Genomic DNA, 21,710 nt, shown 5'->3' on the forward strand with positions numbered 1-21,710 from the left:
CGCAGCAGCACCGCCGGGACGGCCTGCGGCAGGCTCACCGCGAGGACGGCGGCGAGCAGGCCCAGCCGGGCGGAACGCGGCAGGGAGCGCGGCATGACCTGCATCTTGACCGCCCGCCCGCGTGGAAATCAAGCGGCGCTCAGGTGCCCTCCTGCGTCACGCCGGGCGGCAGGTGGCCCTCCGGCGGGATCACGAGGAGCCGGTCCACGCGCAACCCGTCGAGGTCCATCACCTCCAGCGTCCAGCCGTCCACCTCCACCCGCTCGCCCACCACCGGAATCGCGCCGGTCCGCGCGAGGACGTACCCGGCGAGCGTGGTGAACTCCTCCTCCTCCTGCTCGGGCAGGTCCAGCACCTCGCGCAGGTCGTGCATGGCGACGCCGCCGTCCACCAGCCACGAGCCGTCCTCGCGCCGCACGATCGACTGGTCCTCCTCCTGACCGTCGCCGAACACCCCGACGAGCTCCGAGATGAGGTCGTTGGCGGTCACGAGCCCCGCGATGTCGCCGTACTCGTCCACGACGAGCGCCTCGTACAGGCGGCGCTGGTTGAGCTGCGTCAGCACGTCCTGCGCCCACGCGTTCTCCGGGACGTACAGCGGCTCGTGCACCACGTCCGCGAGCGGCAGGTTCGGGTCGAGCGCCAGCGCGAGCAGATCGTCGCGCCGCACGAGGCCCGTCACGCGCTCCGGGTTGCCCTCGTGGATGGGGTAGCGCGTGTGACCGAAGCGCAGCGCGTCCTCCAGCACCGCCGGGACGGGACGGGCCACGTCGAGCATCACGAGCTCCACGCGCGGCGTCATCACCTCGCGGACGCGGCGGTCCGTGAAGCGCAGCACCCGCTCGATCAGGGCGCTCTCCTCGCTCTCCAGGCTGCCGCTCTCCGTCGCCTGCTCCACGAGGGCGCGCACGTCCTCCTCCGTGACGACGTCCTGCCGCTCGCCCCGCACGCCGACGAGCCACAGCAGCCCCGACGAGGTGCGCTCCAGCAGCCACACCACGGGCCGCGCCACGACCTCCAGGAAGCGCATCAGCGGCGCCACGGTGAGCGCGAGGCCCTCCGGGTCGCGCAGCGCCATCCTCTTCGGCGCGAGTTCGCCCAGCACCAGCGACACGAACGTCACGATCAGCACGACCAGCACGTACGCGACGGTGCCCGCGTACGCGCCCAGCGCGGGCCGCAGTGGCGGCTCCAGGTACCGCACGAGCCGCTCGCCCGCGAAGATCGAGTTGACGATCGTGATGAGCGTGATTCCGACCTGCACGGTGGACAGCAGCGTGCCGGGCCGCTCCGCGAGCGACAGCGCGAGCCGCGCGCGACCGTTGCCGCCCTCCGCGAGGCCCTCCAGCCGTGAGCGGCGCGCCGACACCAGCGCGAGCTCGCTCGCGGCGAACAGGCCGTTCGCGAGGGTCAGCACGAGGATCACGGCGATTTCCAGCCCGATCGTTCCCACCCGCCCAGTGTACGCGAGGGCCGCGCGCGGTCCCCGCGCCGCTCTCGGCACGCTCAAGACGACCCCTCAAGGGTCCGTCAGCCGCCTCACACGCCCCACGCACACGCGGACCGAACATGGAGGAAGGAGAAAGGAGCGTTCCCGCTTCATGAAACCACTGCTCACGTCCGCCCTCCTTCTGCTCGCCCTCACCGCCTGCGCGCCCGGCTTCACCGTCTTCGCGCGCGACCCCAGCGTCACCGTCGACAACCGCGCCTGCCTCACGACCGCCACCGTCTTCATCGACGGGCAGAACGTCGGCACGATCCCCGGTGGGGGCGTGCGCAGCTTCGGCGTCCCGCGCGGCCAGCACACCTTCAACGTCGACAACGACCTCGCCTTCGAGGAGACCGTGAACGTCACGGGCGACCTCACCTGGCGCGGCGGCACCTGCCTGTAGGCGTTCATTCTCGGCGGGCGTTCGTGGGCGGCGCTCACCTCCGCCGCCCGGCGAGGGCCTACGCTGCGGGCACGAACGTCACCCGACGGAGGAGACCGCATGCAGGAACTCGGCGACGTGCCCGCCTACGCGTCCCGCGGCGCGCTGGCCGGGGCCGTCCTGTGCATCGTCGGCGGCCTCATGCAGCTCGCGCTGGGCGTGCTGGACCTCAACCTCGGCCTGCTGCCGGGCTTCGCGACGATGGGCGTCGCGTTCCTGACCTTCGTGACGGGCCTCGTGCTGCTCATCCGCTGGATCGAGGCGCGCGACGCGATGACGGACCCCTCGCCGCGCGTGCGGCTCTACGACACCCGTCACGAACGGCACCTGTACCTCGCCGCGACCGTCGTGACGCTCGCGGCGGCCACGCTGAACGTCCAGTGGCGCGACGTGGGCGGCTGGGGTCCCTTCCACCTCGCGCCCGCCGCGCTGACGCTCCTCGCGGCCCTCGTGTACCTCGCGCTGTGGACGCGGCGCGTCACGGCGTCCGGCCTGTGAGGATGCGCCAGATGGCGAATTCCTGAGCCTGCCCGCGCGTCCGTACACTTGGCCTCATGGACCTCCACTCGCTCGGCTTCCGGACGGACGCCATGCTCATCGCCTTCGACGGCGTCGTCCGTGACCTCGGGGACGCCGTGAAGGTCACGAACCCCAACAACCCCGGGCACTTCTTCGGGAACTTCCTCGTCTTCGACCGCCCGCCCCGCGCGGGCGACCTCGCCGGCTGGGAGGCCCGCTTCGCGAGCGAGGTCGGCGCGCCGCCCCTCACGCGGCACGTCCTCCTCGGCTGGGACACGAACACACGCGAGCAGCCCGACCTCACGGAGTTCCTCGCGGCGGGCTACGCGCTGGAGGAGAACCTCGTGATGGCCACCCGCGACCTGCACCCGCCGAAGCGCCCGAACCGCGAGGCGGAGTTCCGCCCCATCCGCGACGACGACGACGAGTGGGCGCAGGTGCTCGAATGCCAGATCGCCACGAAGGAGGACCGCTGGGACGCCGAGCAGTACCGCGTCTTCAAGACGCAGCAGATGCGCCGCTACCGCGCCATGACGCGCGCCGGGATGGGCCACTGGTACGGCGCCTTCGTGGACGGCGAGCTCGCCGCCGACCTCGGCGTGTTCGTCGTGGACGGCCTCGCGCGCTACCAGTCGGTCGGCACCCTCCCGAAATTCCGCCGCCGGGGCCTGTGCGGCACCCTCACGCACCTCGCCGGGGAGCACGCCCGCGAGACGCTCGGCGCGCGCGACTTCGTGATCGTCGCGGACGACCACTACTTCGCGAAGGACGTGTACGCGGACGTCGGCTTCCGGCCGTACGAGCGGCAGCAGATGCTCCTCAGGACGGAACCCGGGGCAGGCTGAGGCGTCACCCCGCCCCCGGGCGGGGCCTCACCCGAACACTTCGAGGGGCAGCAGCGCGCTCACCGTCCAGTTCGGCGCGTCCACCAGCTGGCTGATCCGCAGGTCCACGCAGGCGCTCGCGAGCAGGTACGCGTCCAGGGCGTCCATGCCGTACGTGCGCGACACGTGCGACAGCATCTCCCGCACCGCGATCCGCGCGGCCTCCATCAGGTCGGGCGCATGGCCCGTGGTGGCGTACCAGCCCAGCCGGTCGAGGCGCGTGTCGATGCGCGGCGGCACCAGCACGTGCGGCGTCGTCACGGGCGAGCCCCGCTCCAGCGTGAAGCGCAGCGTCACCGTGCCGTCCGTCTCGATGCCCGTCCCGCACAGCTCGCCGTCGCCCTGCGCGCCGTGCACGTCCCCGACGCTGAAGAGCGCGCCCGGCACCTCCACCGGCAGACGCAGCACGCTGCCCGCCACGAGCTGACGCACGTCCATGTTGCCGCCCACCCGGCGCGGCGGGCTCGTCGGGTGACGGCCCGGCTCCCCGGGCGCGACGCCCATCACGCCGCAGAACGGCGCGAGCGGGACGCGCACGCCCGGCGCGAACTCGGCGACGTCCCCGCCGCGCAGGTCCCACAACCTCGTGCGCGGCTCCGTGAGGAGGCCCTCGCGCTCCAGCACCCCGTCGAGCAGGCCGATGCCGCGCGGACGGCACGACGTCCAGCCCCACGCGCCCGTCTCCACCGACAGCACCTCCACCACGAGCGCGTCGCCCGGCTCCGCGCCCTCCACGAACACCGGACCCGGCAGCGGGTGCCCGCGCGGCAGGTCCCGCTCGTCATACGCGTGCGCCTCGACGAGCGCCCGCAGGTCCGCGCCCGCGTGCGGCTCCCCGCCGTCCCGCACGCGCCGCGCGACGCCCCCGAAGGACGCGTCCAGCGTCGAGAAGACCACCGTCTCGCCCGGACGCACGGTCAGGGCGGGCGGCAGCGAGGCGTCCCAGAAGGTGTGGATGGCGTCGGCGCCGAGGCGCGCGGAAGGGGTGTCCGTCATGGTCGAGGACAGCCTACGACACCCCGGGTCAGGACAGGGCGGGACGCTCCTCGCGGTCCACCACGCCGTCCCTCATCACCAGCACGCGGTCCGCTCCGCGAGCCAGCGACGGGCGGTGCGTCACGATCAGCGCCGTGCGTCCCGCGAGGAGCCGTTCGAGCGCCTCCACGATCAACGCCTCCGACTCCGGGTCCACCGCGCTCGTCGGTTCGTCCAGCAGCAGCATCGGCGGGTCCGCGAGGAGCGTCCGCGCGATCGACAGACGCTGCCGCTGACCGCCCGACAGCTTCACGCCGCGCTCGCCCACCACCGTGTCCAGACCCCCCGGAAGCGCCCGCACGAAGTCCAGCGCCCGCGCCGCCGCGAGGGCCGCCTCCACCTGCGCGTCCGTCGCGTCGGGGCGCGCGAAGCGCACGTTGTCCCGCACGGACGCGTGGAACAGGAACGTGTCCTGCTGCACCACGCCCACCTGCGACCGCAGGGACGCGAGCGTCACGTCCCGCAGGTCCACCCCGTCGATCCGCACCACGCCCGACGTGGGGTCGTGCGTGCGGTTCACGAGACCCAGCAGCGTGGACTTGCCCGCCCCGGACTCCCCCAGGATCGCGACGCGCTCCCCGGGCCGCACGTGCAGCGTCAGGCCGCGCAGCACCTCGCTGCCGCGCGCCGCCCTCCTCCTCCGCGTAGGAGAAGCGCACGTCCTCGAAGCGCAGGTCGCCGCGCAGCGGACGCGGCAGCTCACGCGCGCCGGGCGCGTCGCGCACGTCCTCGGGCGCGTCGAGCACCTCGAACAGCCTTCGGCCCGCCGCCTCCGCGCGCTGCACGAGATCGTTGATGCTCACCAGGTCGTCGATCGGGCCGAAGAAGTACCGCCCGTACCCCCGGTACGCCAGCAGTCCGCCCAGCGTGAACTGCCCCCGCAGGATCAGCAGCACGCCCCCGCCGAGCATCAGCACGTTCCCGAAGTTCGACACGAAGCGGATGACCGGGAAGACGCGGTTGCGCAGCCGCACCGCCTCCAGCTGATCCTCGTACAGCGCCCGCCCGATCGTCGCGACGCGCTCCGTCTCCTGCCGTTCGCGCGCGAAGGACTGGATGACGCGCACACCGCCCAGCCCGTCCGCGATGACCGCCCCGAGGTTCCCGAGCCGCGCGCGCGCCGCGCGGTACGTGGGCCGCACGTTCCGGTTGTAGCGCGTGAGCAGCAGCCCGACCGCCACCATCGGCAGCAGCACCACCACGCCGAGCAGGGGCTGCAGCGCGATGAAGATGCCCGCCACCCCGACGAGGCGCAGCGCGTTCGCGACGACCGCGTCCGTGCCGCGCACCAGCACGTCCTGCACGCCCTCCACGTCCGCCGTGACGCGCGACAGCAGATCGCCCGTGCGGTGCCGCGAGAAGTACGCCGCCGACTGCCCCTGCAGCTTCGCGTACAGCTTCAGGCGCAGGTCCAGCGTCAGCTGCTGCCCCGCGCGTTCCAGCAGCAGTCCCCGCCACGCGCTCAGCACCTGCCCCACCGCGAACAGCGCCACGAGGATCACGAGCTGCCACGCCACGTACCCCAGGTCGCGCCGCGCGAGGCCCACGTCCACCACGTTGCGCCAGATCAGCGGCGGCGTCAGTTCCGCCGCCACGGACCCCAGCAGGCACAGCATGCCCAGCGCGACCGTGCGGCGGTAGGGAAGGACGAGGGTGTAGAGGCGGCGCGTCACGCGGTCGTCGGCAGGCACCCCCCGAGGCTACCCCCGCCCGCGCCGCGTGAACGTGGCCACGTCGGTCCTGTGAAGGGGCGCCCAACGAAAAAGCGGCCACTCGGGCCGCCCTCTTCACTCATCGCGCCCATGCACCTCGGCGGGCGGATGCGTCGCCTCCACCGCCGTGAACGTCTCCAGGATGCGGTACGCGTGGCTCGCGCCCCTCGGCACCACCCACGAGTCGCCCGCCTCCAGCAGCACCGTGCTGCCCTCCACGAGCAGCTCCGCGCGGCCCGAGATCACGAAGCCCAGCGTCTCGTAGTCCCGCGCGTGCGGCTCGTCCGCCTCGCCGGGCTGCTCGTTCTCCCACATCCGCATCGACATGGCCTTGCCGTTCGCGAGGTACTTCTGGCCCTCCGGGCCCTTCGGGGAGAAGTGGGAGTTGATCTTCTTCACGGTCGTGTCGGGCATAACGTCCTCCTTGACCCCTCCACCGTAAGGACCTCGTTCCGAGCGGAGCCGTAGAGGAGGGTGAAGGGGCCCCCATGGATGGAGAGACGCGTCACCGCCCCAGGCAGAAGCGAGGGGCCGTCCCCGAGCGTACGACGCCAAGAGCTGGACGGCCCCTCCCAGGCCTGGAGAGACACGTCACCGCCCCAGGCAGAAGCGAGGGGCCGCCCCTGCTCTACACTCGGACGCGAGATGCGAACGGTTGCGGTGGGTCTGCTGGGGTGCGGTACGGTCGGCGCGAGCGTCCTGAGGTTGCTGGAGGCGCGGCGCGACATCATCGAGGACATCGGCGTGAACCTGGAGGTGGCGGGCGTGCTGGTCCGCGACCCCCATCGCGAGCGGGACGTGCCGCAGGGGACGCGCGTCACGAGCGACCCGTCGTTCCTGATGGAGTGCGGCCTCGTGATCGAGGCGATGGGCGGCGTGGACCGCCCGCTGGACCTGCTGCGTCCGTACCTGCGGTCGGGCCGTCCGGTCGTCACGGCGAACAAGGCGATGCTGGCCGAGCGCTGGGACGAGCTGCGCCAGTACGCGCTCGACGGGGACCTGTACTACGAGGCGTCCGTGATGGCGGGCACGCCCGTGATCGGCCCGATGAGCACGGTGCTGCGCGCCAGCCGCTTCGAGAGCCTGGAGGCCGTCGTGAACGGCACCTGCAACTACATCCTGACGCGCATGGAGGGCGGCGACGCGTACGAGGACGCGCTCGCGGAGGCGCAGCGCCTCGGGTACGCGGAGGACCCGCCCACCCTGGACGTCGGCGGGTGGGACAGCGCGCACAAGCTGGCGGTGCTGGCGCGCTTCTGCGCGGACGGGGACTTCGCGCTCTCCGACATCTCGGTGCGCGGCATCGACACGGTCACGCCCCACGACATCGAGGAGGCCCGCCGGGCGGGGGAGCGCGTGAAGCTCGTCGCGTCCCTGCGCCGCGACGGGGACGGCTGGGCCGCGAGCGTCGCGCCGACGCGCCTCCCGGCGGATCATCCGCTGTGCACGGCGGGCGCGAGCCGCAACGCGATGGTGTACCGCGGCGAGGAGTGCGGCGAGCTGATCTTCGCGGGGGGCGGCGCGGGCGGCACGATCACGGCGAGCGCGATGGTGGGGGACGTCCTCGACAACCTCATCGGCTTCCCGGGGCACGTGCCGCTGCACTGAGGCGCGCGTGGACTACGACGACTTCGCGGAGCTCTACGACCGGCAGTACGCGCTGTACCGCGACGACCTCGCGTTCTACGGGGACCTCGCGGCGCACGCGGACGGGCCGGTGCTGGAGATCGGGGCGGGCTCGGGCCGCGTGACGGCCTTCATGGCGCGGCGCGGCGCCCGCGTGACGGGCGTGGAGCCCAGCGCGCGCATGCTGGAACGCGCCCGCGCCCGCCTCGGCGGGGACGCCTCCCGCGTGACGCTCGTCCGGGGGGACGCGCGCACCGTGAGGCTGGACGCGACGTTCGCGCTCGCCGTGATTCCCTTCAACGCGCTGATGCACCTCTACACCCCCGAGGATCAGCTCGCGGCCCTCACGAACGTCCGCGCGCACCTGCGCCCCGGCGGGGAGCTCGCGCTGGACCTCAGCCTCTTCGGGACCGTCCCGACGGGCGTGCTGCGTCACGCCGACGAGACCTTCCACGGCCCCCGCGGACGGACGGACGTGACCTTCGTGCAGGACCGCGACGACGCCCGCCAGACGCTCGTGACGCGCTACTTCGTGGACACCACGCACGGGGACGGCCACGTGACGCGCGAGCACCACACGCTCACGCAGCGCTGGTTCACCCGCTGGGAGCTGGAGTGGCTCCTGCGCCACGCGGGCTTCGCGCCGCCCCGCGTGCACGGCGGCTTCCGGGGCGAACCCCTCATGGAGGGCAGCGAGACGATGGTGATCCGGACGCTCGCCGTGTGAGCCGTTCTCTAGCTCCGGTCGCGCCTGATGCGGTTGTGCACGTCGACCACGCCGCGCACCTCCAGCACCACGTCCTCCGCGAGGCGGCGGCTCTCCCGGTCGGGCGCGCGGCCCGAGAGGGTCACCTCGCCGTCCCGCACGGTCACCTCGATGTCGGTCGCGTCGAGGTGCGGGTGGTCCGACAGGGCCTGATGCACCTCCTCCGCGATGCGCTCGTCGCTGCGGCGGTACCCGCGCGGGCCCTTCCCGTAGTGCGGGCCGCGCCGCTCGTTCCCGGTGGGCTCGCCCGTCGTGGGCATCGTCGCGATCACGGAACGGCCCGACTCCACGTTCGGGCCGTAGTAGCCGCGGTCGGTGGCGTACCCGTACCCGTAGAGGTCCGTCTCCGCGAAGCCCCGGTAGTAGTCACGGTCGTAGTCGTACGGGTCGCGCGGGTCCGCGCGGTTCGTGCCGACCGTCACGCCGTCGTTCGAGAGGTCCTCCGGGAAGATGAAGCGTACGCCGCCGTCCACCCGCTCGTCCCTTCCGCGTCCACGATCCCGGTCCGTCATGCTGGTCCCCTCCTGCCCTGAAGCTAGGCCGGACGCGCGTGTGACGGTTCGGACGCCGCTCAAGCCCGATGGGGAGGAGCGCTCATGCTGGGGGGCGCTTCTCCACCACGCAGAAGCGATTCCCGTCCGGATCGGCGAGCACGACGTAGTCCGCGCCTTCGCCATACCGCCACTCCACCCGCCTCGCGCCCAGCGCGAGGAGACGCGCCACTTCCTCCTCACCGTCGGCGGCGTACAGGTCGAGGTGATGCCGTCGGTGCGTGCTCGCCTCGGACGTGACGAGCTTCAACGCGAGCTGCACGCCGGACCCGCTCCTCGGGATGAGGACCGCCCAGTCGTCCTGGGGCTCCTCACGGGGCACGTAGTCCAGCGCGCCCGTCCAGAATTCCACCGCGCGCCGCACGTCCCGCACGCCCCACACGATCGACCCGATCCTCAGCATGCTCCCAGTATGGGCGGGGGACGATCACTCCGTGTGCGCGCTCGGGCTCACCTCGTAGCACGTGAGGACGTTCCCGGAGTCCGGCCAGGTCCGCGTGCCCGTAAGCTTCAGCGAGACCGGGGGACGCCCGTCGAACAGCGGCGTCCCGCTTCCCGCGATCACGGGGAAGGTCGTGAGGTGAAGCTCGTCCACCAGACCGGCGCGCAGCAGGTCGTTCCACAGGACCCGACTGAGCATCACGAGGACGTCCCGTCCCGGCGTCCGCTTCAGCGCGGCCACCTCACGGCGCGCGTCCGCGATCCTGACGATGCGCGTGTTGTGCGCCCAGGGCGCGAGGTCGTCCCCGGTCAGCTTGTCCGACACGACCACCTTCTCCACGTCCGCCATGAGCCGCGCGAACGCCCGACGAACGGGTGTGGCGTGCGGGTCGTCCGGGACGCCCACCCAGTACGCCTTGTTCGCGAGATACGAGTCGCGGCCCGCGAGCAGAAATGTGTCCGCCTCGCTCAGACGCTCCACGGCGTACCGGTCGAACGCGTCGTCAGCGTCGTAGTCGGGGTGCCGGTGGTCGAAGAGGCCCGCGAGGGTGCGGTCCTCGGTCTCGTAGAAGCCGTCGACCGTGACGAAGTTGCTGACGATCAGCCTGCGCATGACGGAACCTCCTGGGTGGGCTGCGTCCACTTCATCATGCGGCGCGCGGACGGACAAGCTAGGACCCGAGGTCCGGCGTTCGCGCCTCCTCCTCGCGTGGGAGGAACGGCGGCGGGGCGGGTTCGTCCATCGTGAGGTCGTCGCTGAGGCCCAGCAGGGACGAGCCCACCACCCGGTACGGCAGGACGCTGCCCTCCAGCACGAGAGCGGAACGGTCGATCCTCTCCGGCGAGGACGCGAGCGGCGTCCCGGCGAGCCCGGCGGCGAAGAGGAGGCAGTCCCGGACGTCGTCGGGCGTGAGGGACGGGTAGGCGTCCAGCACGGCCGGGACGTCGCCCTCCGTGCCGAGCGTCTCCAGGACGGCCCGCACGGAGATGCGGGTGTTCCGCACGCGGGGCAGGCCGCCCAACACGTCCGGATCGCTGACGATGGAGGAGGGGAGGTCCATCCACCCATTGTGGGCGCGGCGAGTCGGGCCCGTGAGGGGCATGTCCAGGCAGGTCGGGAAAACTTCTCGTTCGGATCGTGCCCTGGAGAACAGGTGGGAGGCTTGTGTTCCTAAGGGTGAGGCGCCAACGTCGTCGATCAGCAGAAGGACTTGTCTTGACGGAGTTCGAGAAAGTTCATGGCTTCGAGTCGAACACCGGGCCTACCGTGCTCCTCGTACGATGCCCGCCCCACCGGGTCACCCTGTAACAGCCTGAAGCCTCCCGTCACGTCTGCTGTTCAGCACGAGGGTCGTACAGGAGGTCAGTGTCATGGACTTCAGAAGAATCCTCTGGGTCGCCGTGTCTCTGGTCCTGCTGACGGGCTGCAACCGTTCCGCGACGAAGGAGGCGACGGGGCCCCAGTCGAAGCAGCCAGGGCTGACGCAGGCGTTCGCGGAGGTGCGGACGGTCACCGAGGACGGGCGCGTCCGCGTGCAGGGCACGCCCGTCCCGGAGGAGTTCGATCGGAACTCCCCGCCGCCCCCGCCAAAGGTGAGGTAGGAGAAGGCCCGCTTCCCCTCGGGGAAGCGGGCCTCCTGAAGCAGAGCCGTCTTACTGGCTGAACTCGAACTCGGCGTACTCCTCCGTGGGCGGGCAGGAGCAGAAGAAGTTGCGGTCGCCGTACACGTTGTCCACGCGGTTCACGGCGGGCCAGTACTTCATGGCGCGCTGGTGGCGGGTGGGGAAGACGGCCTGCTCGCGCGAGTAGGCGCGCTCCCAGTCGGCGGTCACGAGGTCGTCCTGCGTGTGCGGCGCGTGCCTGAGGGCGCTGTCCTCGGCGCGCATGAGGCCGTCCTCGATCTCGCGGATCTCGCGGCGGACGCTCAGCATCGCGTCGACGAAGCGGTCGAGTTCCTCCTTCGGCTCGCTCTCGGTCGGCTCGATCATGAGGGTGCCGGGCACGGGGAAGCTCATGGTGGGCGCGTGGAAGCCGTAGTCCATGAGGCGCTTGGCGATGTCCTCCTCCGTGACGCCCGTCGCGGCCTTCAGGGGCCGCACGTCGATGATGCACTCGTGCGCCACGCGGCCGTTGCGGCCCGTGTACAGCACGGGGAAGTGCCCGGCGAGCCTCTTCGCGACGTAGTTGGCGTTGAGGATCGCGACCTGCGTGGCCTTCTTCAGGCCCGCGCTGCCGAGCATGCGGACGTAGAGGTAGCTGATCGGGAGGATCGCGCCGCTGCCGTACGGGGCGGCGCTCACGGCGCCGGTGGTGCTGCCCGAGACGGGACGCACCGCGTGGTTCGGCAGGTACGGCGCGAGGTGCGCCTTCACGCCGATGGGGCCCATGCCGGGGCCGCCGCCGCCGTGCGGGATCGCGAAGGTCTTGTGGAGGTTGAGGTGGCTGACGTCGCTGCCGATCAGGCCGGGCTTCGCGACGCCCACCTGCGCGTTCATGTTCGCGCCGTCCATGTACACCTGCCCGCCGAAGCGGTGCACGACGTCGCAGACGTCCGTGACGTGCTCCTCGTACACGCCGTGCGTGCTGGGGTACGTGATCATGAGGGCGGCGAGGCGCTCCTGGTGCTGCTCGGCCTTCGCGGTGAGGTCCGCGAGGTCGATGTTGCCCTGATCGTCCGTCTTCACGACGACGACCTGCATGCCCATCATCGCGGCGCTCGCGGGGTTCGTGCCGTGCGCGCTCGACGGGATGAGGCACACGTCGCGGTGACCCTCGCCGCGCGCCTCATGGTACTTGCGGATGACCAGGAGGCCCGCGTACTCGCCCTGCGCGCCGCTGTTGGGCTGCATGCTCACGGCGTCGTAGCCCGTGATGTCCGCGAGCCAGCCTTCGAGCTCCGCGATCATCGCGGCGTACCCCTCGGTCTGGTCCTTCGGCGCGAAGGGGTGGATGTTCGCGAACTCCGGCCACGTCACGGGGATCATCTCGGTGGTGGCGTTGAGCTTCATGGTGCACGAGCCCAGCGGGATCATGCCGTGCGTGAGGCTGTAGTCGCGGTTCTCGAGGAGCTTGAGGTAGCGCAACATCGCGTGTTCGCTGTGGTGCGTGTTGAACACGGGGTGCGTGAGGTACGCGCTCCGGCGGCGCAGGGCCTCGGGGAGGCCGCTCGCGGCGCGCGCGTCGAGGGCGCTCACGTCCGCACGCTTGCCCGTGAGGATCTCCGCGAGGTCCGCGACGTCGTCGGGCGTGGTGGTCTCGTCGAGGCTGAGGGTGATCCGGCCGCCCTCGTAGCGGAGGTTGACGTTCCGGGCGAGGGCCCGCTCGCGGATGGCGTCCGCGTCGCCCTCGAAGCTGAGGGTGTCGAAGAACGTGTCGTTCACGTTCACGCCCGCGTCGCGCAGGGCCGCCGCGAGGATCGCGGTGAGGCGCGTCACGCGCTCGCCGATGGTGCGCACACCCTCTGGGCCGTGGTAGACGGCGAACGCGGCGGCCATGTTCGCGAGGAGCGCCTGCGCGGTGCAGATGTTGCTGGTGGCCTTCTCGCGGCGGATGTGCTGCTCGCGCGTCTGCATCGCCATGCGCAGCGCGGTGCGGCCCCGCGTGTCCTTCGAGACGCCGATGACGCGGCCCGGCATGCTGCGCTTGAACTCGTCGCGGCAGGCGAAGAACGCCGCGTGCGGCCCGCCGAAGCCCATCGGCACGCCGAAGCGCTGCGCGCTGCCCACCACGATGTCCGCGCCGAGCTCCCCAGGAGGGGTGAGGACGGTCAGCGCGAGCAGGTCGCTCGCGACGACGACGAGCGCGCCCTTCGCGTGCGCCGCCTCGATCACCACGCGGGGATCGCGGACGTCGCCGTGCGTGCCGGGGTACTGGAGCAGCACGCCGAACGCGTCATGCGCGGCGACCTCGGCCTGTGCGTCGCCGACGACGATCTCGAAGCCGAAGTACTCGGCGCGGGTGCGGATCACGTCGAGCGTCTGCGGGTGCACGTCGGACGAGACGACGAACACGTTCCCCCTGCTCTTCGCGCTGCGCTTCGCGAGGGTCATGCCCTCGGCGGCGGCGGTGGCCTCGTCGAGGAGGCTGGCGTTCGCGACGGGCAGGCCCGTGAGGTCCATCACGACCTGCTGGAAGTTGAGCAGCATCTCCAGGCGACCCTGGCTGATCTCGGCCTGGTAGGGCGTGTACGCCGTGTACCAGCCGGGGTTCTCCAGGATGTTGCGCAGGATCACGGGCGGCGTGTGCGTGCCGTAGTAGCCCGTGCCGATGAAGTTGCGCGCGACGCGGTTGCGCTGCGCGAGGGCGCGCAGGTCCGCGAGGGCCTTCGCCTCGGGCACGGCGGGCCCGACCTTGAGGTCGCCGTCGAAGCGGATGCGTTCGGGCAGCGTCGTCTCGGTGAGCTCGTCGAGGGAGCTCACGCCGAGCTCGCCCAGCATGACCCCGATCTCGGCGTCGTTCGGGCCGAGGTGACGTCGGGTGAAGTCGTCTTGTTGCAGGAGATCGTGGAGGGACTTGGTCATGCGGGGTCCTCTTGTCGGGCAGCGATCAGCCGTCAGCTGTCAGCTGTCAGGAATGAAGCGGTGAGGAGGGCAGGGAACACGGACGGCGTCCGCCGGTCACTGACAGCTGATCGCTGAGAACTGACGGCTGTTCCCTACTGGGCGACCTGCTCGTACTCGGCGGCGTCCATGACGTCACCGAGCGCTTCGAAGCGGATGCGGAACAGCCAGCCGCGCTCGTAGGGCGCCTCGTTGATGAGCTCGGGGCTGCCGGAGAGCGCGTCGTTCACTTCCGTGATCGTGCCGCTGGCGGGCGCGTAGATGTCGCTGGCGGTCTTGACGGACTCCACCACGGCGACGGCCTCGCCGACGTCCACGCTGCGGCCCACCTCGGGCAGTTCGACGTAGACGACGTCGCCGAGCTGATCCTGGGCGAAGTCGGTGATGCCGACGGTGGCGGTGTCGCCCTCGACGCGGATCCACTCGTGGCTCTTGAGGTACTTCAGGTCGGCGGGAATCGTCATGATGTGCTCCTAATCTAGGGTCGGGCGGTCGACGTCATGGTGTGCGCGTCGGCGTTCTGCGCGGGACGAGCGTGACCGGGGTTACTGCCGTCGTACGCGGCGAGGCCCTGGGGCGTGGGCGCGTCTCTGCGACGTCACCTGGAGTGGAAGGGGAGGGGCACCACGCGCGCCGGGTGGGCCTTGCCGCGGATCTCCACGTTGATGTCGCCGTCCTCGACGCGGGCGGCGTCGATGAGGGCCATCGCGATGGGCTCCTTCAGGGTGGGGCTCATGCTGCCGCTCGTGACGCGGCCGATGACCTCGCCGCCCGAGAGGACCGGGTAGCCCTCGCGGGCGATGACCTTGTCGAGCTTGAGGCCCACGAGCCGCACGCCGGGCGCCGTGCCGAGCAGGGCTCCCTTGCCGTGGAAGTCCTTGGTGTCCTTCACGACCCAGGTGTAGTGGCTGCTCAGGGGGTTGATGTCGTCGCCGAACTCGTGCCCGTAGAGCGGGAAGCCCGCCTCGAGGCGCAGCGTGTCGCGCGCGCCGAGCCCGGCGGGCGCGAAGCCCACCGCGAGGAGCTTGTCCCAGACGACCTCGGCCTCGTCGGCCTTCGTGAAGATCTCGAAGCCGTCCTCGCCGGTGTAGCCGGTGCGGGCGAGCATGACGTCGAAGCCGAACAGGGTGGTGGTGAAGACGCTGTTCTTCTTCTTCTCCGCGAGGTCGGTGCCGACGTGTGGCGCGAGGAGCTCCGCCGTGCGCGGGCCCTGGGCGGCAATGAGGGCCCACCCGGCGGACTCGTCGGTGATCGTCACGTCGAAGTTCGCGGCGAGGGCGCGCAGGTGCGCGAGGTCCTTGTCGATGTTGCTCGCGTTGACGACCACGAGGTACTCCGTCTCGCCGAGGCGGTAGACGTAGATGTCGTCGACGAGGCCGCCGCGCTCGTTGGGCAGCAGGTTGTACTGCGCGCGGCCCACGCGGACCTTGCTGACGTCGTTGGTGGTGGCGTACTGGAGGAAGTCGAGGGCCTGCGGGCCGGTGACACGGAACTCGCCCATGTGGCTCACGTCGAACACGGCGGCGTGCTCGCGGACGCTGCCGTGCTCGGTCATGACGCCCGAGTACTGGACGGGCATGTCCCAGCCGCCGAAGGGCACCATGCGGGCTCCGGCGCGCAGGTGCGCGGCGTGGAGCGGCGTCTTCTTGAGGTCGTCTTGACTCACGAGCCTCAGTCTAACAGTTGTTAGGACCCTGCGAGGAGGTGGGACCGCGTCCCCGGGCGGGTGCGTGAGGAACCCCCGGCGGGCCGCGTCCAGGTCTTCATTTCACCTTCATTTTCGCCCACGTGGGGGTCAGCCACGCCCGGTAGACTGATGGGCGTGCGCATCCTCACCGGACTCGTCGCCGCCGCCCTCGCGGCCGTCGCCGCCCTCTTCGGCGGCTGGCTCGCCTGGGGCCGCGACCTTCCCAACGTCGAGGACCTCGACGTCCTCGAATACACCGGCGCCACCCGCGTCTACGCCCGCGACGGGCAGCAGGTGGGCGTCCTCACCCCGAACCTCGGGAGCGGCCCGCGCGTCAACCAGACCCTCCTGCGCAAGGAGCAGATGAGCGGCGCCCTGCGCGCCGCCGTCGTCACCAGCGAGGACCGCCGCTTCTTCGAGCACCGCGGCCTCGACCTCATCGGCATCGCGCGCGGCGTCCTCAGGAGCGCCACCGGCGACGTCGAGGGCGGCAGCAGCATCACCCAGCAGACCGTCAAGAACACCCTCCTCGTCGACCTCGAAGGGGCCCGCACGCCCGAACGCAAGTTCAAGGAGGCGCTGCTCGCCTTCCAGGTGGAACGCCAGTTCACCAAGGACGAGATCCTCACCACCTACCTCAACGTCATCTACTGGGGCTCCGGCGGGCACCGCGACATCATCGGCGCGGACGCCGCCGCGCACGCCTACTTCGACAAGAACGCGCGCGACCTCAGCCTCGCGGAGAGCGTCTACCTCGCCACGCTCATCCCCTCCCCGGGCCGCTACTTCGACTACAGGTCGTACCGGCCCCTCATGCGGAGCCTCCTCGACCGCATGGTGGAGGACGGCCGCGTCACCCGCCTGGAGGCCGACAACGCCTGGCACGAACGCCTCCAGCCCGCCGGGTGGCGCGTCCGCTACGACGCGGACGGCGACGTCACGAGCGCCACCCTCGTGGACCGCACCGCGAAGAATCTGCCGCCCCTCCCGCCCCGCCAGCATGGGCACTTCCTCCAGACGGTCGAGCGCGCCCTCGTCGAGCAGTTCGGACGCAAGACCGTCTACGGCGGCACCGGCCTCAAGGTGTACACCACCATGGACCTGCAGGCGCAGCAGGCCGCCGAACGCGCCAGCCGGGACGCGCGCCTCCCGGACGACGCCACGCTCGGCATCGCGCTCGTGCAGCCCTCCACCGGGGAGGTGCTCGCGCTCGTCGGACAGAAGCTCGACGAGGCGGGACGCGGCGGCGAGTGGAACAACGCCGTGCAGAGCCGCCGTCAGGTCGGCTCCAGCGTGAAGCCCCTGCTGTACACCCTCGCGCTCTCCAAGGGCTGGAAGCAGGACGACACCGTTCCCGACCTGCCGCTCGAAGGGGACTACCAGCCGAAGAACTACTCCGGTACGTACACCGGGCGGCCCGTCACGCTCAGGTACGCCCTCGACCACAGCCTCAACCTGCCCACCGTGCGTCTCGCGCAGAAGGTCGGCGTGGCCCCCTTCGAGTCGAAGCTCCGCGATCTCGGCCTCACCCTGCCCGACGACGGCGGTCTGTCGCTCTCCATCGGCACGGTCGAGGCGAGCCCCCTGCAGATGGCCGCCGCGTACGCCACCTTCGCCAACGGCGGCACCTACCGCGAACCGACCGTGCTGCGCCGCGTCGTCGGCCCCGGCGGGCAGGACCTGCCGCTGCGCAAGCCCACCGCCCGGCGCGTGTGGGACGAGCAGACCGCCTACCTCGGCCTCGACATGATCCGCGGCGTCGTTGGCGACCTCGGGCGCGGACAGGGCGGCCTCGCGTGGCGCGCGCGCATCCCCGGCTGGGACGTCGCGGGCAAGACCGGCACCACCAACGACGTCAAGGACCTCTGGTTCGTCGGCGTGACGCCCGTCGTGTCGGGCGCCGTGTGGGTCGGGAAGCAGGAGGGCGGCGCGATGCCGCAGACCGCCTACAGCGGCGAGGTCGCCGCGCCCGTCTGGCAGCAGGCCGTCTCCGGCGCGCTCGCGGGCCGTCAGGCGGTGGCGTACCGCGTGCCCGCTGGCGTCACGACCCGCTGGACGCGCGGCGTGAACATGGCCTTCCGGGAGGAACGCGCGGGCGCCTTCGGCGGGCTCTTCCGGCGTGGCCGCGATCAGGCCGCGCGCGACGAGGCCGCCCGTCAGGCCGAGGCCCAGCGTCAGCAGGACCTCCCGCAGCAGCAGGAGCAGGCCGCCCGGGGACGCCGCCGCCGCGCAGGCCGCGCAGGAGACGGCGGCCCGACAGGAGGCCGAACGGCAGGGCGCAGGAACAGGCGGCGCAGGAGCAGGCCGCCCGCGATCAGGCCGCGCAGGAGGAGGCGGCCCGTCAGGCCGAGCTCCAGCGTCAGGCCGAGGAGCAGGCGGCGCAGGAGCAGGCCGCGCAGGAGCAGGCTGCGCGTGAGCAGGCGGCACGCGACGAGGCCGCCCGTCAGGCCGAGGCCCAGCGTCAGCAGGACCTCCAGCAGCAACAGCAACAGCAACAGCAGGAGCAGCAGCAGGAGCAGGCGCAGCCCGACGCCTTCCCGCAGCCCGAGGACGTGCAGCCCACCCCGGAGCCCGCGCCGCCCACGGACGACACCACGTTCCCGCAGGACGACGACACCACCCAGGAAGCGCCCGAGAACGATCAGCTTCCGCCCGTCCAGGAGGCCCCCGAGGACCCCTACGGGCAGGACGCGCCGGACGACACCGTCTACAACCTCGACGCGCCCGACGCCATCGGCGCACCCTGAGGCCGGGAGCCGACAGGAGGCCCGCCCGTGAGGCGGGCCTTCTTTTCGCAGGTCAGGCGGGACGCGGGGACTCGACGGGCGTCAGCCCGAGCGCCACCCGCCCGCTGAAGAGCTGCTGCTGCTTCTCGGGCAGCGGGTGGAACTGCGCGCCGTGCACGTCCCGCAGCAGGCGCTCCAGCCCGAAGGAGCGGTAGAAGCCCACGCCGCCCGACACCTCCAGCGCCTTCTCCACCGTCGCGAGGACCGCGCGGGCGCAGACGGTCTTGCGGATCAGCAGCTCGTCCGCGATCTCCACGGTCGGCTCGAAGTCGTAGCCGTCCGAGAGGGCCACCATCGAGTCCAGCGCCAGACGGGCGGTGGTGAGCTCGCCCCGGAGCTCGCCCAGCAGATACGGCAGTGGGCCCTGGGGTGAGCCGCGCCGCGCCCGGTCGGTCACGCTCGACGCGGCGGCCTCCGCGACGCCCACGTACACCGACATGATCAGCGGCAGGGCCACGCCCAGCACCGTCGCCCACACCGGATGCCACTCCCCGGCGGGGCGGCGCAGCGAGATCGCCGCTTCGGGCACGAACACGCCCTCGAGCCGCACGGTGTGCGAGCCCGTCCCGCGCATGCCCAGCGTGTGCCAGTCGTCGCCGACGCTCACGCCCGGTGCGGACGTCGGGATGGCGAAGTGCGCGACCTGCCGCCCTGCCCCCGCATCGTCGAGGCAGGCGCTCGTGACGATCAGGTCCCCCACGGGCGCGCCGCTGGAGAACGCCTTGACCGCCGTGACGCGGTAGCCGCCCTCCACGGGCGTCATCTCCCCGTTCGAGGAGAGCCAGTCACGCCCGCCCGTGCTGACCAGCAGCAGCTGCTCCGCCGCGACGCGTCTCAGGAGCGCCTCGCCCGGCAGGCCCCTGCGGTACCGCCACACGTTCGCCGCGACGAGGTGCAGGTGCATCGACAGGGTCAGCGCCGTCGAACCGCACCCGCCCGCCAGCGTCCGCAGGAAGGCCGAGAGCCCCGCCTGCCCCAGGCCGGCCCCGCCGAGCTCCACGGGGATGCCCATCGAGAGGACCCCGCGCGCGCGGAGCTCCGCGAAGTTCTCCGCCACGAAGGTGTCCTGCTCGTCGAACGCGGCGGCGCGGTCCGCGAAGGTCGCCGCGAGCTCGGCGGCGAGCGCGGTCCAGTCGGTCGTGGGCGTGGTCTGCGCCGTGGAGCGTTCCTCGGTCGTCATGTCCCTTCCCTCCCCGAGGGCGCACAATGAGGTGAGGCGCGCGGCGCCCCTTCCCCTCGTTCCCTCCTCCGTACCCTAGAAGAACGCCGCCTCCCGGACCAGTGCGGAAGCTGAACCGCCGGGTCCGCGCCCACGGAGGAGGACATGGACACCTACGGGCAGTACTGTCCCGTCGCGCGCGCGGCGGAGATCCTCGGGGACCGCTGGACGCTGCTGATCGTCCGGGACCTCGTGCACGACGTCCGCACCTTCAACGAGCTGTCGCGCGGCCTGCCGGGCCTCTCTCGCGGCCTGCTCAGCCAGCGCCTGCGCGCCCTGCAGGCGTCGGGCATCCTGGAGCCGCACGAGGCGCGCGCCGGTGCCCGCAGCGAGTACCGCCTCACGCCCGCCGGGCTCGCGCTGCGCGGCGTGATGGAGTCCCTGCTGCACTGGGGCGCCCGCTGGGCCTTCGAGGAACCCGCCCCCCAGGAGCTCGACCCGGTCCTCCTGATGTGGTGGATGCGGCGCCGCGTGTGCCACGAGCGGCTCCCGGCGGGCCGCACCGTCGTGCAGTTCGACTTCGACGAGGACGCGGAACGCAGCTTCTGGCTGCTGCTGCTCCCGGACGACGTCTCCGTGTGCTTCCACCCGCCGGGCTTCGACACGGACGTGTGGGTCCGCACGGACCTCGCCACGCTCTACGAGGTCTGGCTGGGCCGCGCGCGCTACGAGGACGCCGTCTCGCGCGGGGAGCTCAGGGTGCGTTCCCTGCCCGCGCTGGAACAGGCCTTCCCGACGTGGTTCCTGTGGAGCGACGCGGCGCCCGCCGTCCGCGCGGCCCTGGACGTCTGACGTTCAGTCCGCGAGGCCCCGGTCGTGGACGGGCCCCGGCCCCGCCCGGTCCTCGCGGCCCGGGAGCTGACTGAGCACCATCGCGACGACCACGAGCGCGCCCCCGGCGAGGCCGCGCGCGCCGATCGTCTCGCCGAGCAGCAGGAACGAGAAGATGCTCGCCGTGACGGGCTCCAGCGAGTAGATCACCGCCGCCTCGGGCGCGGAGACGTGCTTCTGTCCGATCGTCTGCAGCAGGGTCGTCGCGGCGGTCGCGACGAGCCCCAGGTAGATCAGCGCGGGCCACGCCTCCGTCGGCGGCAGGGTCGCGTGCCCCGTGAGGGCGGCCCACAGCCACGTCAGCGCCGCCGTCACGACGACCTGCACCGCCGTGAGCGGCAGGGCCCGCCAGCGGCCCGCGACGCGTTCGATCGCGAGGATGTAGCCCGCCTACGTCACAGCGCATCCCAGCACCCACAGGTCCCCGATCACGAGCCGCCCGCCCTCCCAGGAGAGCAGCCCGAGGCCAGCCACGTCGAGGACCGCCGCGCCCCACAGCCGCGCCCCGAGCCTGCGGCCCGCCGTGAGGGCCAGCCAGAGCGGCACGAGCACCACGCTGAGGCCCGTGATGAAGGCCGCGCGGTTCGCGCCCGTCGTCTGCAGGCCGATCGTCTGCGTGGCGTAGCCCGCCACGAGCCACGCGCCGAGGATCAGTCCGTCGATCCAGAAACGTCCCCGCGCGCGCTCCCGAGGTGGAGTGCCCTGCGCCACGCGGGGCCGCAGCAGGAACGGCAGCAGCGGCAGCACCCCGAAGGTGAAGCGCCACGCGAGCAGCAGCGCCGGATCGAGGGTCCCCACGGCGTTCTTCACGATGGGGAAGGTGCTGCCCCACACGACCGTGACGAGCACCAGCAGGACGAGGCCAAGGGCATGCTTGGACATCGGCCCATCATGCCACACGGCTGTCTGACGGGCGGTTGACGTGACGGGCAACGCGTCCTCACGTGTTCTCACGCTTCCTGCTCACGCTGGGCTGGTGTCCTGGGGCAAGGAGGTTCTCATGCACCGGACCCTGCTCAGCCTGACCCTCGCCGCGCTCGCGGCGGGCGCGTCCGCCCAGACGGACACGACCACCACGACCACCCAGAAGACCACCACCCAGGCGCAGCCCGCCGCGCCCGTCACGCTCGCGAGCGTCCGCGCCCTCGTGGAGCGCGCCCGC

Annotated in this window: 22 protein-coding genes and 1 pseudogene; 8 read left to right on the forward strand and 15 right to left on the reverse strand. The window is 71.9% G+C overall.

Annotated features, from left to right (window positions below; genetic code table 11):
* Positions 1–139 precede the first annotated feature (139 nt).
* Positions 140–1,453, reverse strand: a complete 1,314-nt coding sequence (locus tag DEIPI_RS0111045) for a hemolysin family protein (protein WP_027481814.1) — start codon at positions 1,451–1,453, stop codon at positions 140–142.
* 148 nt (positions 1,454–1,601) lie between these two features.
* Between DEIPI_RS0111045 and DEIPI_RS0111050 the strand changes: the two genes are divergently transcribed.
* From DEIPI_RS0111050 to DEIPI_RS0111060, 3 genes are all read left to right on the forward strand, one after another.
* Positions 1,602–1,892: a hypothetical protein gene (locus DEIPI_RS0111050; protein ID WP_027481815.1), complete on the forward strand. Its 291-nt coding sequence runs from the start codon at positions 1,602–1,604 to the stop codon at positions 1,890–1,892.
* A gap of 99 nt (positions 1,893–1,991) precedes the next feature.
* Complete coding sequence (locus tag DEIPI_RS0111055; protein ID WP_027481816.1) at positions 1,992–2,429, forward strand: hypothetical protein; 438 nt, start codon at positions 1,992–1,994, stop codon at positions 2,427–2,429.
* A 56-nt stretch (positions 2,430–2,485) separates the two neighbouring features.
* A complete protein-coding gene (locus tag DEIPI_RS0111060) occupies positions 2,486–3,295 on the forward strand; it encodes a GNAT family N-acetyltransferase (RefSeq protein ID WP_027481817.1) in 810 nt (269 codons plus the stop codon).
* Positions 3,296–3,322: 27 nt separating this feature from the next.
* On the opposite strand, the gene DEIPI_RS0111065 is transcribed toward DEIPI_RS0111060, so the two are convergent.
* The 4 genes and pseudogenes from DEIPI_RS0111065 to DEIPI_RS0111075 form a co-directional block, all read right to left on the reverse strand.
* Positions 3,323–4,330 (reverse strand): acetamidase/formamidase family protein, encoded by a 1,008-nt coding sequence (locus DEIPI_RS0111065; protein WP_027481818.1) that lies wholly within the window; start codon positions 4,328–4,330, stop codon positions 3,323–3,325.
* Between the two features lie 28 nt (positions 4,331–4,358).
* The gene (locus DEIPI_RS41365) at positions 4,359–4,982 is read right to left on the reverse strand and encodes an ABC transporter ATP-binding protein (protein ID WP_052351698.1); all 624 of its coding nucleotides are present in this window, start codon (positions 4,980–4,982) and stop codon (positions 4,359–4,361) included.
* Positions 4,983–5,244: 262 nt separating this feature from the next.
* Positions 5,245–5,985: pseudogene (locus tag DEIPI_RS41370) on the reverse strand (ABC transporter transmembrane domain-containing protein); the annotation flags it as partial.
* Positions 5,986–6,156: 171 nt separating this feature from the next.
* Positions 6,157–6,495 carry a cupin domain-containing protein gene (locus DEIPI_RS0111075; protein ID WP_027481819.1) on the reverse strand — a complete coding sequence of 113 codons (339 nt, stop codon included), beginning with the start codon at positions 6,493–6,495 and terminating at the stop codon, positions 6,157–6,159.
* Positions 6,496–6,726: 231 nt separating this feature from the next.
* Between DEIPI_RS0111075 and DEIPI_RS0111080 the strand changes: the two genes are divergently transcribed.
* Together DEIPI_RS0111080 and DEIPI_RS0111085 are read left to right on the forward strand one after the other, a co-directional pair.
* Positions 6,727–7,689, forward strand: coding sequence for a homoserine dehydrogenase (locus DEIPI_RS0111080; RefSeq protein ID WP_027481820.1), 963 nt, complete (start codon positions 6,727–6,729; stop codon positions 7,687–7,689).
* Positions 7,690–7,696: 7 nt separating this feature from the next.
* Complete coding sequence (locus tag DEIPI_RS0111085) at positions 7,697–8,434, forward strand: class I SAM-dependent methyltransferase (RefSeq protein WP_027481821.1); 738 nt, start codon at positions 7,697–7,699, stop codon at positions 8,432–8,434.
* Between the two features lie 8 nt (positions 8,435–8,442).
* On the opposite strand, the gene DEIPI_RS41375 is transcribed toward DEIPI_RS0111085, so the two are convergent.
* From DEIPI_RS41375 to DEIPI_RS35535, 4 genes are all read right to left on the reverse strand, one after another.
* Complete coding sequence (locus DEIPI_RS41375) at positions 8,443–8,985, reverse strand: BON domain-containing protein (RefSeq protein ID WP_027481822.1); 543 nt, start codon at positions 8,983–8,985, stop codon at positions 8,443–8,445.
* Between the two features lie 82 nt (positions 8,986–9,067).
* Complete coding sequence (locus tag DEIPI_RS0111095; protein ID WP_027481823.1) at positions 9,068–9,427, reverse strand: VOC family protein; 360 nt, start codon at positions 9,425–9,427, stop codon at positions 9,068–9,070.
* A gap of 24 nt (positions 9,428–9,451) precedes the next feature.
* On the reverse strand, positions 9,452–10,078 hold the full coding sequence (locus DEIPI_RS0111100; protein ID WP_027481824.1) for a dihydrofolate reductase family protein: 627 nt from the start codon (positions 10,076–10,078) through the stop codon (positions 9,452–9,454).
* Positions 10,079–10,136: 58 nt separating this feature from the next.
* Positions 10,137–10,526 (reverse strand): DUF433 domain-containing protein, encoded by a 390-nt coding sequence (locus DEIPI_RS35535; protein ID WP_052351701.1) that lies wholly within the window; start codon positions 10,524–10,526, stop codon positions 10,137–10,139.
* 310 nt (positions 10,527–10,836) lie between these two features.
* Here DEIPI_RS35535 and DEIPI_RS0111110 point away from each other — a divergent pair, with 310 nt between their 5' ends.
* Positions 10,837–11,067, forward strand: coding sequence for a hypothetical protein (locus tag DEIPI_RS0111110; protein ID WP_027481825.1), 231 nt, complete (start codon positions 10,837–10,839; stop codon positions 11,065–11,067).
* Positions 11,068–11,118: 51 nt separating this feature from the next.
* Here the strand turns inward: DEIPI_RS0111110 and gcvP are convergent, their stop codons facing one another.
* From gcvP to gcvT, 3 genes are all read right to left on the reverse strand, one after another.
* On the reverse strand, positions 11,119–13,986 hold the full coding sequence (gcvP, locus tag DEIPI_RS0111115; protein ID WP_027481826.1) for an aminomethyl-transferring glycine dehydrogenase: 2,868 nt from the start codon (positions 13,984–13,986) through the stop codon (positions 11,119–11,121).
* Between the two features lie 134 nt (positions 13,987–14,120).
* Positions 14,121–14,489, reverse strand: coding sequence for a glycine cleavage system protein GcvH (gene gcvH, locus DEIPI_RS0111120; RefSeq protein ID WP_027481827.1), 369 nt, complete (start codon positions 14,487–14,489; stop codon positions 14,121–14,123).
* A gap of 134 nt (positions 14,490–14,623) precedes the next feature.
* On the reverse strand, positions 14,624–15,691 hold the full coding sequence (gene gcvT / locus DEIPI_RS0111125) for a glycine cleavage system aminomethyltransferase GcvT (RefSeq protein ID WP_027481828.1): 1,068 nt from the start codon (positions 15,689–15,691) through the stop codon (positions 14,624–14,626).
* 156 nt (positions 15,692–15,847) lie between these two features.
* Between gcvT and DEIPI_RS30345 the strand changes: the two genes are divergently transcribed.
* A complete protein-coding gene (locus tag DEIPI_RS30345; RefSeq protein ID WP_245588546.1) occupies positions 15,848–18,490 on the forward strand; it encodes a transglycosylase domain-containing protein in 2,643 nt (880 codons plus the stop codon).
* 21 nt (positions 18,491–18,511) lie between these two features.
* Here DEIPI_RS30345 and DEIPI_RS30350 read toward each other — a convergent pair whose 3' ends face one another.
* On the reverse strand, positions 18,512–19,678 hold the full coding sequence (locus DEIPI_RS30350) for an acyl-CoA dehydrogenase family protein (RefSeq protein ID WP_045234115.1): 1,167 nt from the start codon (positions 19,676–19,678) through the stop codon (positions 18,512–18,514).
* Positions 19,679–19,822: 144 nt separating this feature from the next.
* Here DEIPI_RS30350 and DEIPI_RS30355 point away from each other — a divergent pair, with 144 nt between their 5' ends.
* Positions 19,823–20,509, forward strand: coding sequence for a winged helix-turn-helix transcriptional regulator (locus DEIPI_RS30355; RefSeq protein WP_045234116.1), 687 nt, complete (start codon positions 19,823–19,825; stop codon positions 20,507–20,509).
* A 3-nt stretch (positions 20,510–20,512) separates the two neighbouring features.
* Here DEIPI_RS30355 and DEIPI_RS41380 read toward each other — a convergent pair whose 3' ends face one another.
* Both DEIPI_RS41380 and DEIPI_RS41385 read right to left on the reverse strand, forming a co-directional pair.
* Positions 20,513–20,929 (reverse strand): DMT family transporter, encoded by a 417-nt coding sequence (locus DEIPI_RS41380; RefSeq protein ID WP_342667509.1) that lies wholly within the window; start codon positions 20,927–20,929, stop codon positions 20,513–20,515.
* A gap of 9 nt (positions 20,930–20,938) precedes the next feature.
* A complete protein-coding gene (locus tag DEIPI_RS41385; RefSeq protein WP_245588548.1) occupies positions 20,939–21,430 on the reverse strand; it encodes a DMT family transporter in 492 nt (163 codons plus the stop codon).
* Between the last annotated feature and the right edge of the window lie 280 nt (positions 21,431–21,710).

This window comes from Deinococcus pimensis DSM 21231, assembly GCF_000519345.1.
Taxonomy (GTDB): domain Bacteria; phylum Deinococcota; class Deinococci; order Deinococcales; family Deinococcaceae; genus Deinococcus_A; species Deinococcus_A pimensis.

Coding starts and splice junctions, on each gene's coding strand:
- DEIPI_RS0111050 (WP_027481815.1), top strand. CDS start 1,602: ATGAAACCACTGCTCACGTCCGCCCTCCTTCTGCTCGCCCTCACCGCC.
- DEIPI_RS0111055 (WP_027481816.1), top strand. CDS start 1,992: ATGCAGGAACTCGGCGACGTGCCCGCCTACGCGTCCCGCGGCGCGCTG.
- DEIPI_RS0111060 (WP_027481817.1), top strand. CDS start 2,486: ATGGACCTCCACTCGCTCGGCTTCCGGACGGACGCCATGCTCATCGCC.
- DEIPI_RS0111065 (WP_027481818.1), bottom strand. CDS start 4,330: ATGACGGACACCCCTTCCGCGCGCCTCGGCGCCGACGCCATCCACACC.
- DEIPI_RS0111075 (WP_027481819.1), bottom strand. CDS start 6,495: ATGCCCGACACGACCGTGAAGAAGATCAACTCCCACTTCTCCCCGAAG.
- DEIPI_RS0111080 (WP_027481820.1), top strand. CDS start 6,727: ATGCGAACGGTTGCGGTGGGTCTGCTGGGGTGCGGTACGGTCGGCGCG.
- DEIPI_RS41375 (WP_027481822.1), bottom strand. CDS start 8,985: ATGACGGACCGGGATCGTGGACGCGGAAGGGACGAGCGGGTGGACGGC.
- DEIPI_RS0111095 (WP_027481823.1), bottom strand. CDS start 9,427: ATGCTGAGGATCGGGTCGATCGTGTGGGGCGTGCGGGACGTGCGGCGC.
- DEIPI_RS0111100 (WP_027481824.1), bottom strand. CDS start 10,078: ATGCGCAGGCTGATCGTCAGCAACTTCGTCACGGTCGACGGCTTCTAC.
- DEIPI_RS35535 (WP_052351701.1), bottom strand. CDS start 10,526: ATGGACCTCCCCTCCTCCATCGTCAGCGATCCGGACGTGTTGGGCGGC.
- DEIPI_RS0111110 (WP_027481825.1), top strand. CDS start 10,837: ATGGACTTCAGAAGAATCCTCTGGGTCGCCGTGTCTCTGGTCCTGCTG.
- gcvP (WP_027481826.1), bottom strand. CDS start 13,986: ATGACCAAGTCCCTCCACGATCTCCTGCAACAAGACGACTTCACCCGA.
- gcvH (WP_027481827.1), bottom strand. CDS start 14,489: ATGACGATTCCCGCCGACCTGAAGTACCTCAAGAGCCACGAGTGGATC.
- DEIPI_RS30350 (WP_045234115.1), bottom strand. CDS start 19,678: ATGACGACCGAGGAACGCTCCACGGCGCAGACCACGCCCACGACCGAC.
- DEIPI_RS30355 (WP_045234116.1), top strand. CDS start 19,823: ATGGACACCTACGGGCAGTACTGTCCCGTCGCGCGCGCGGCGGAGATC.
- DEIPI_RS41385 (WP_245588548.1), bottom strand. CDS start 21,430: ATGTCCAAGCATGCCCTTGGCCTCGTCCTGCTGGTGCTCGTCACGGTC.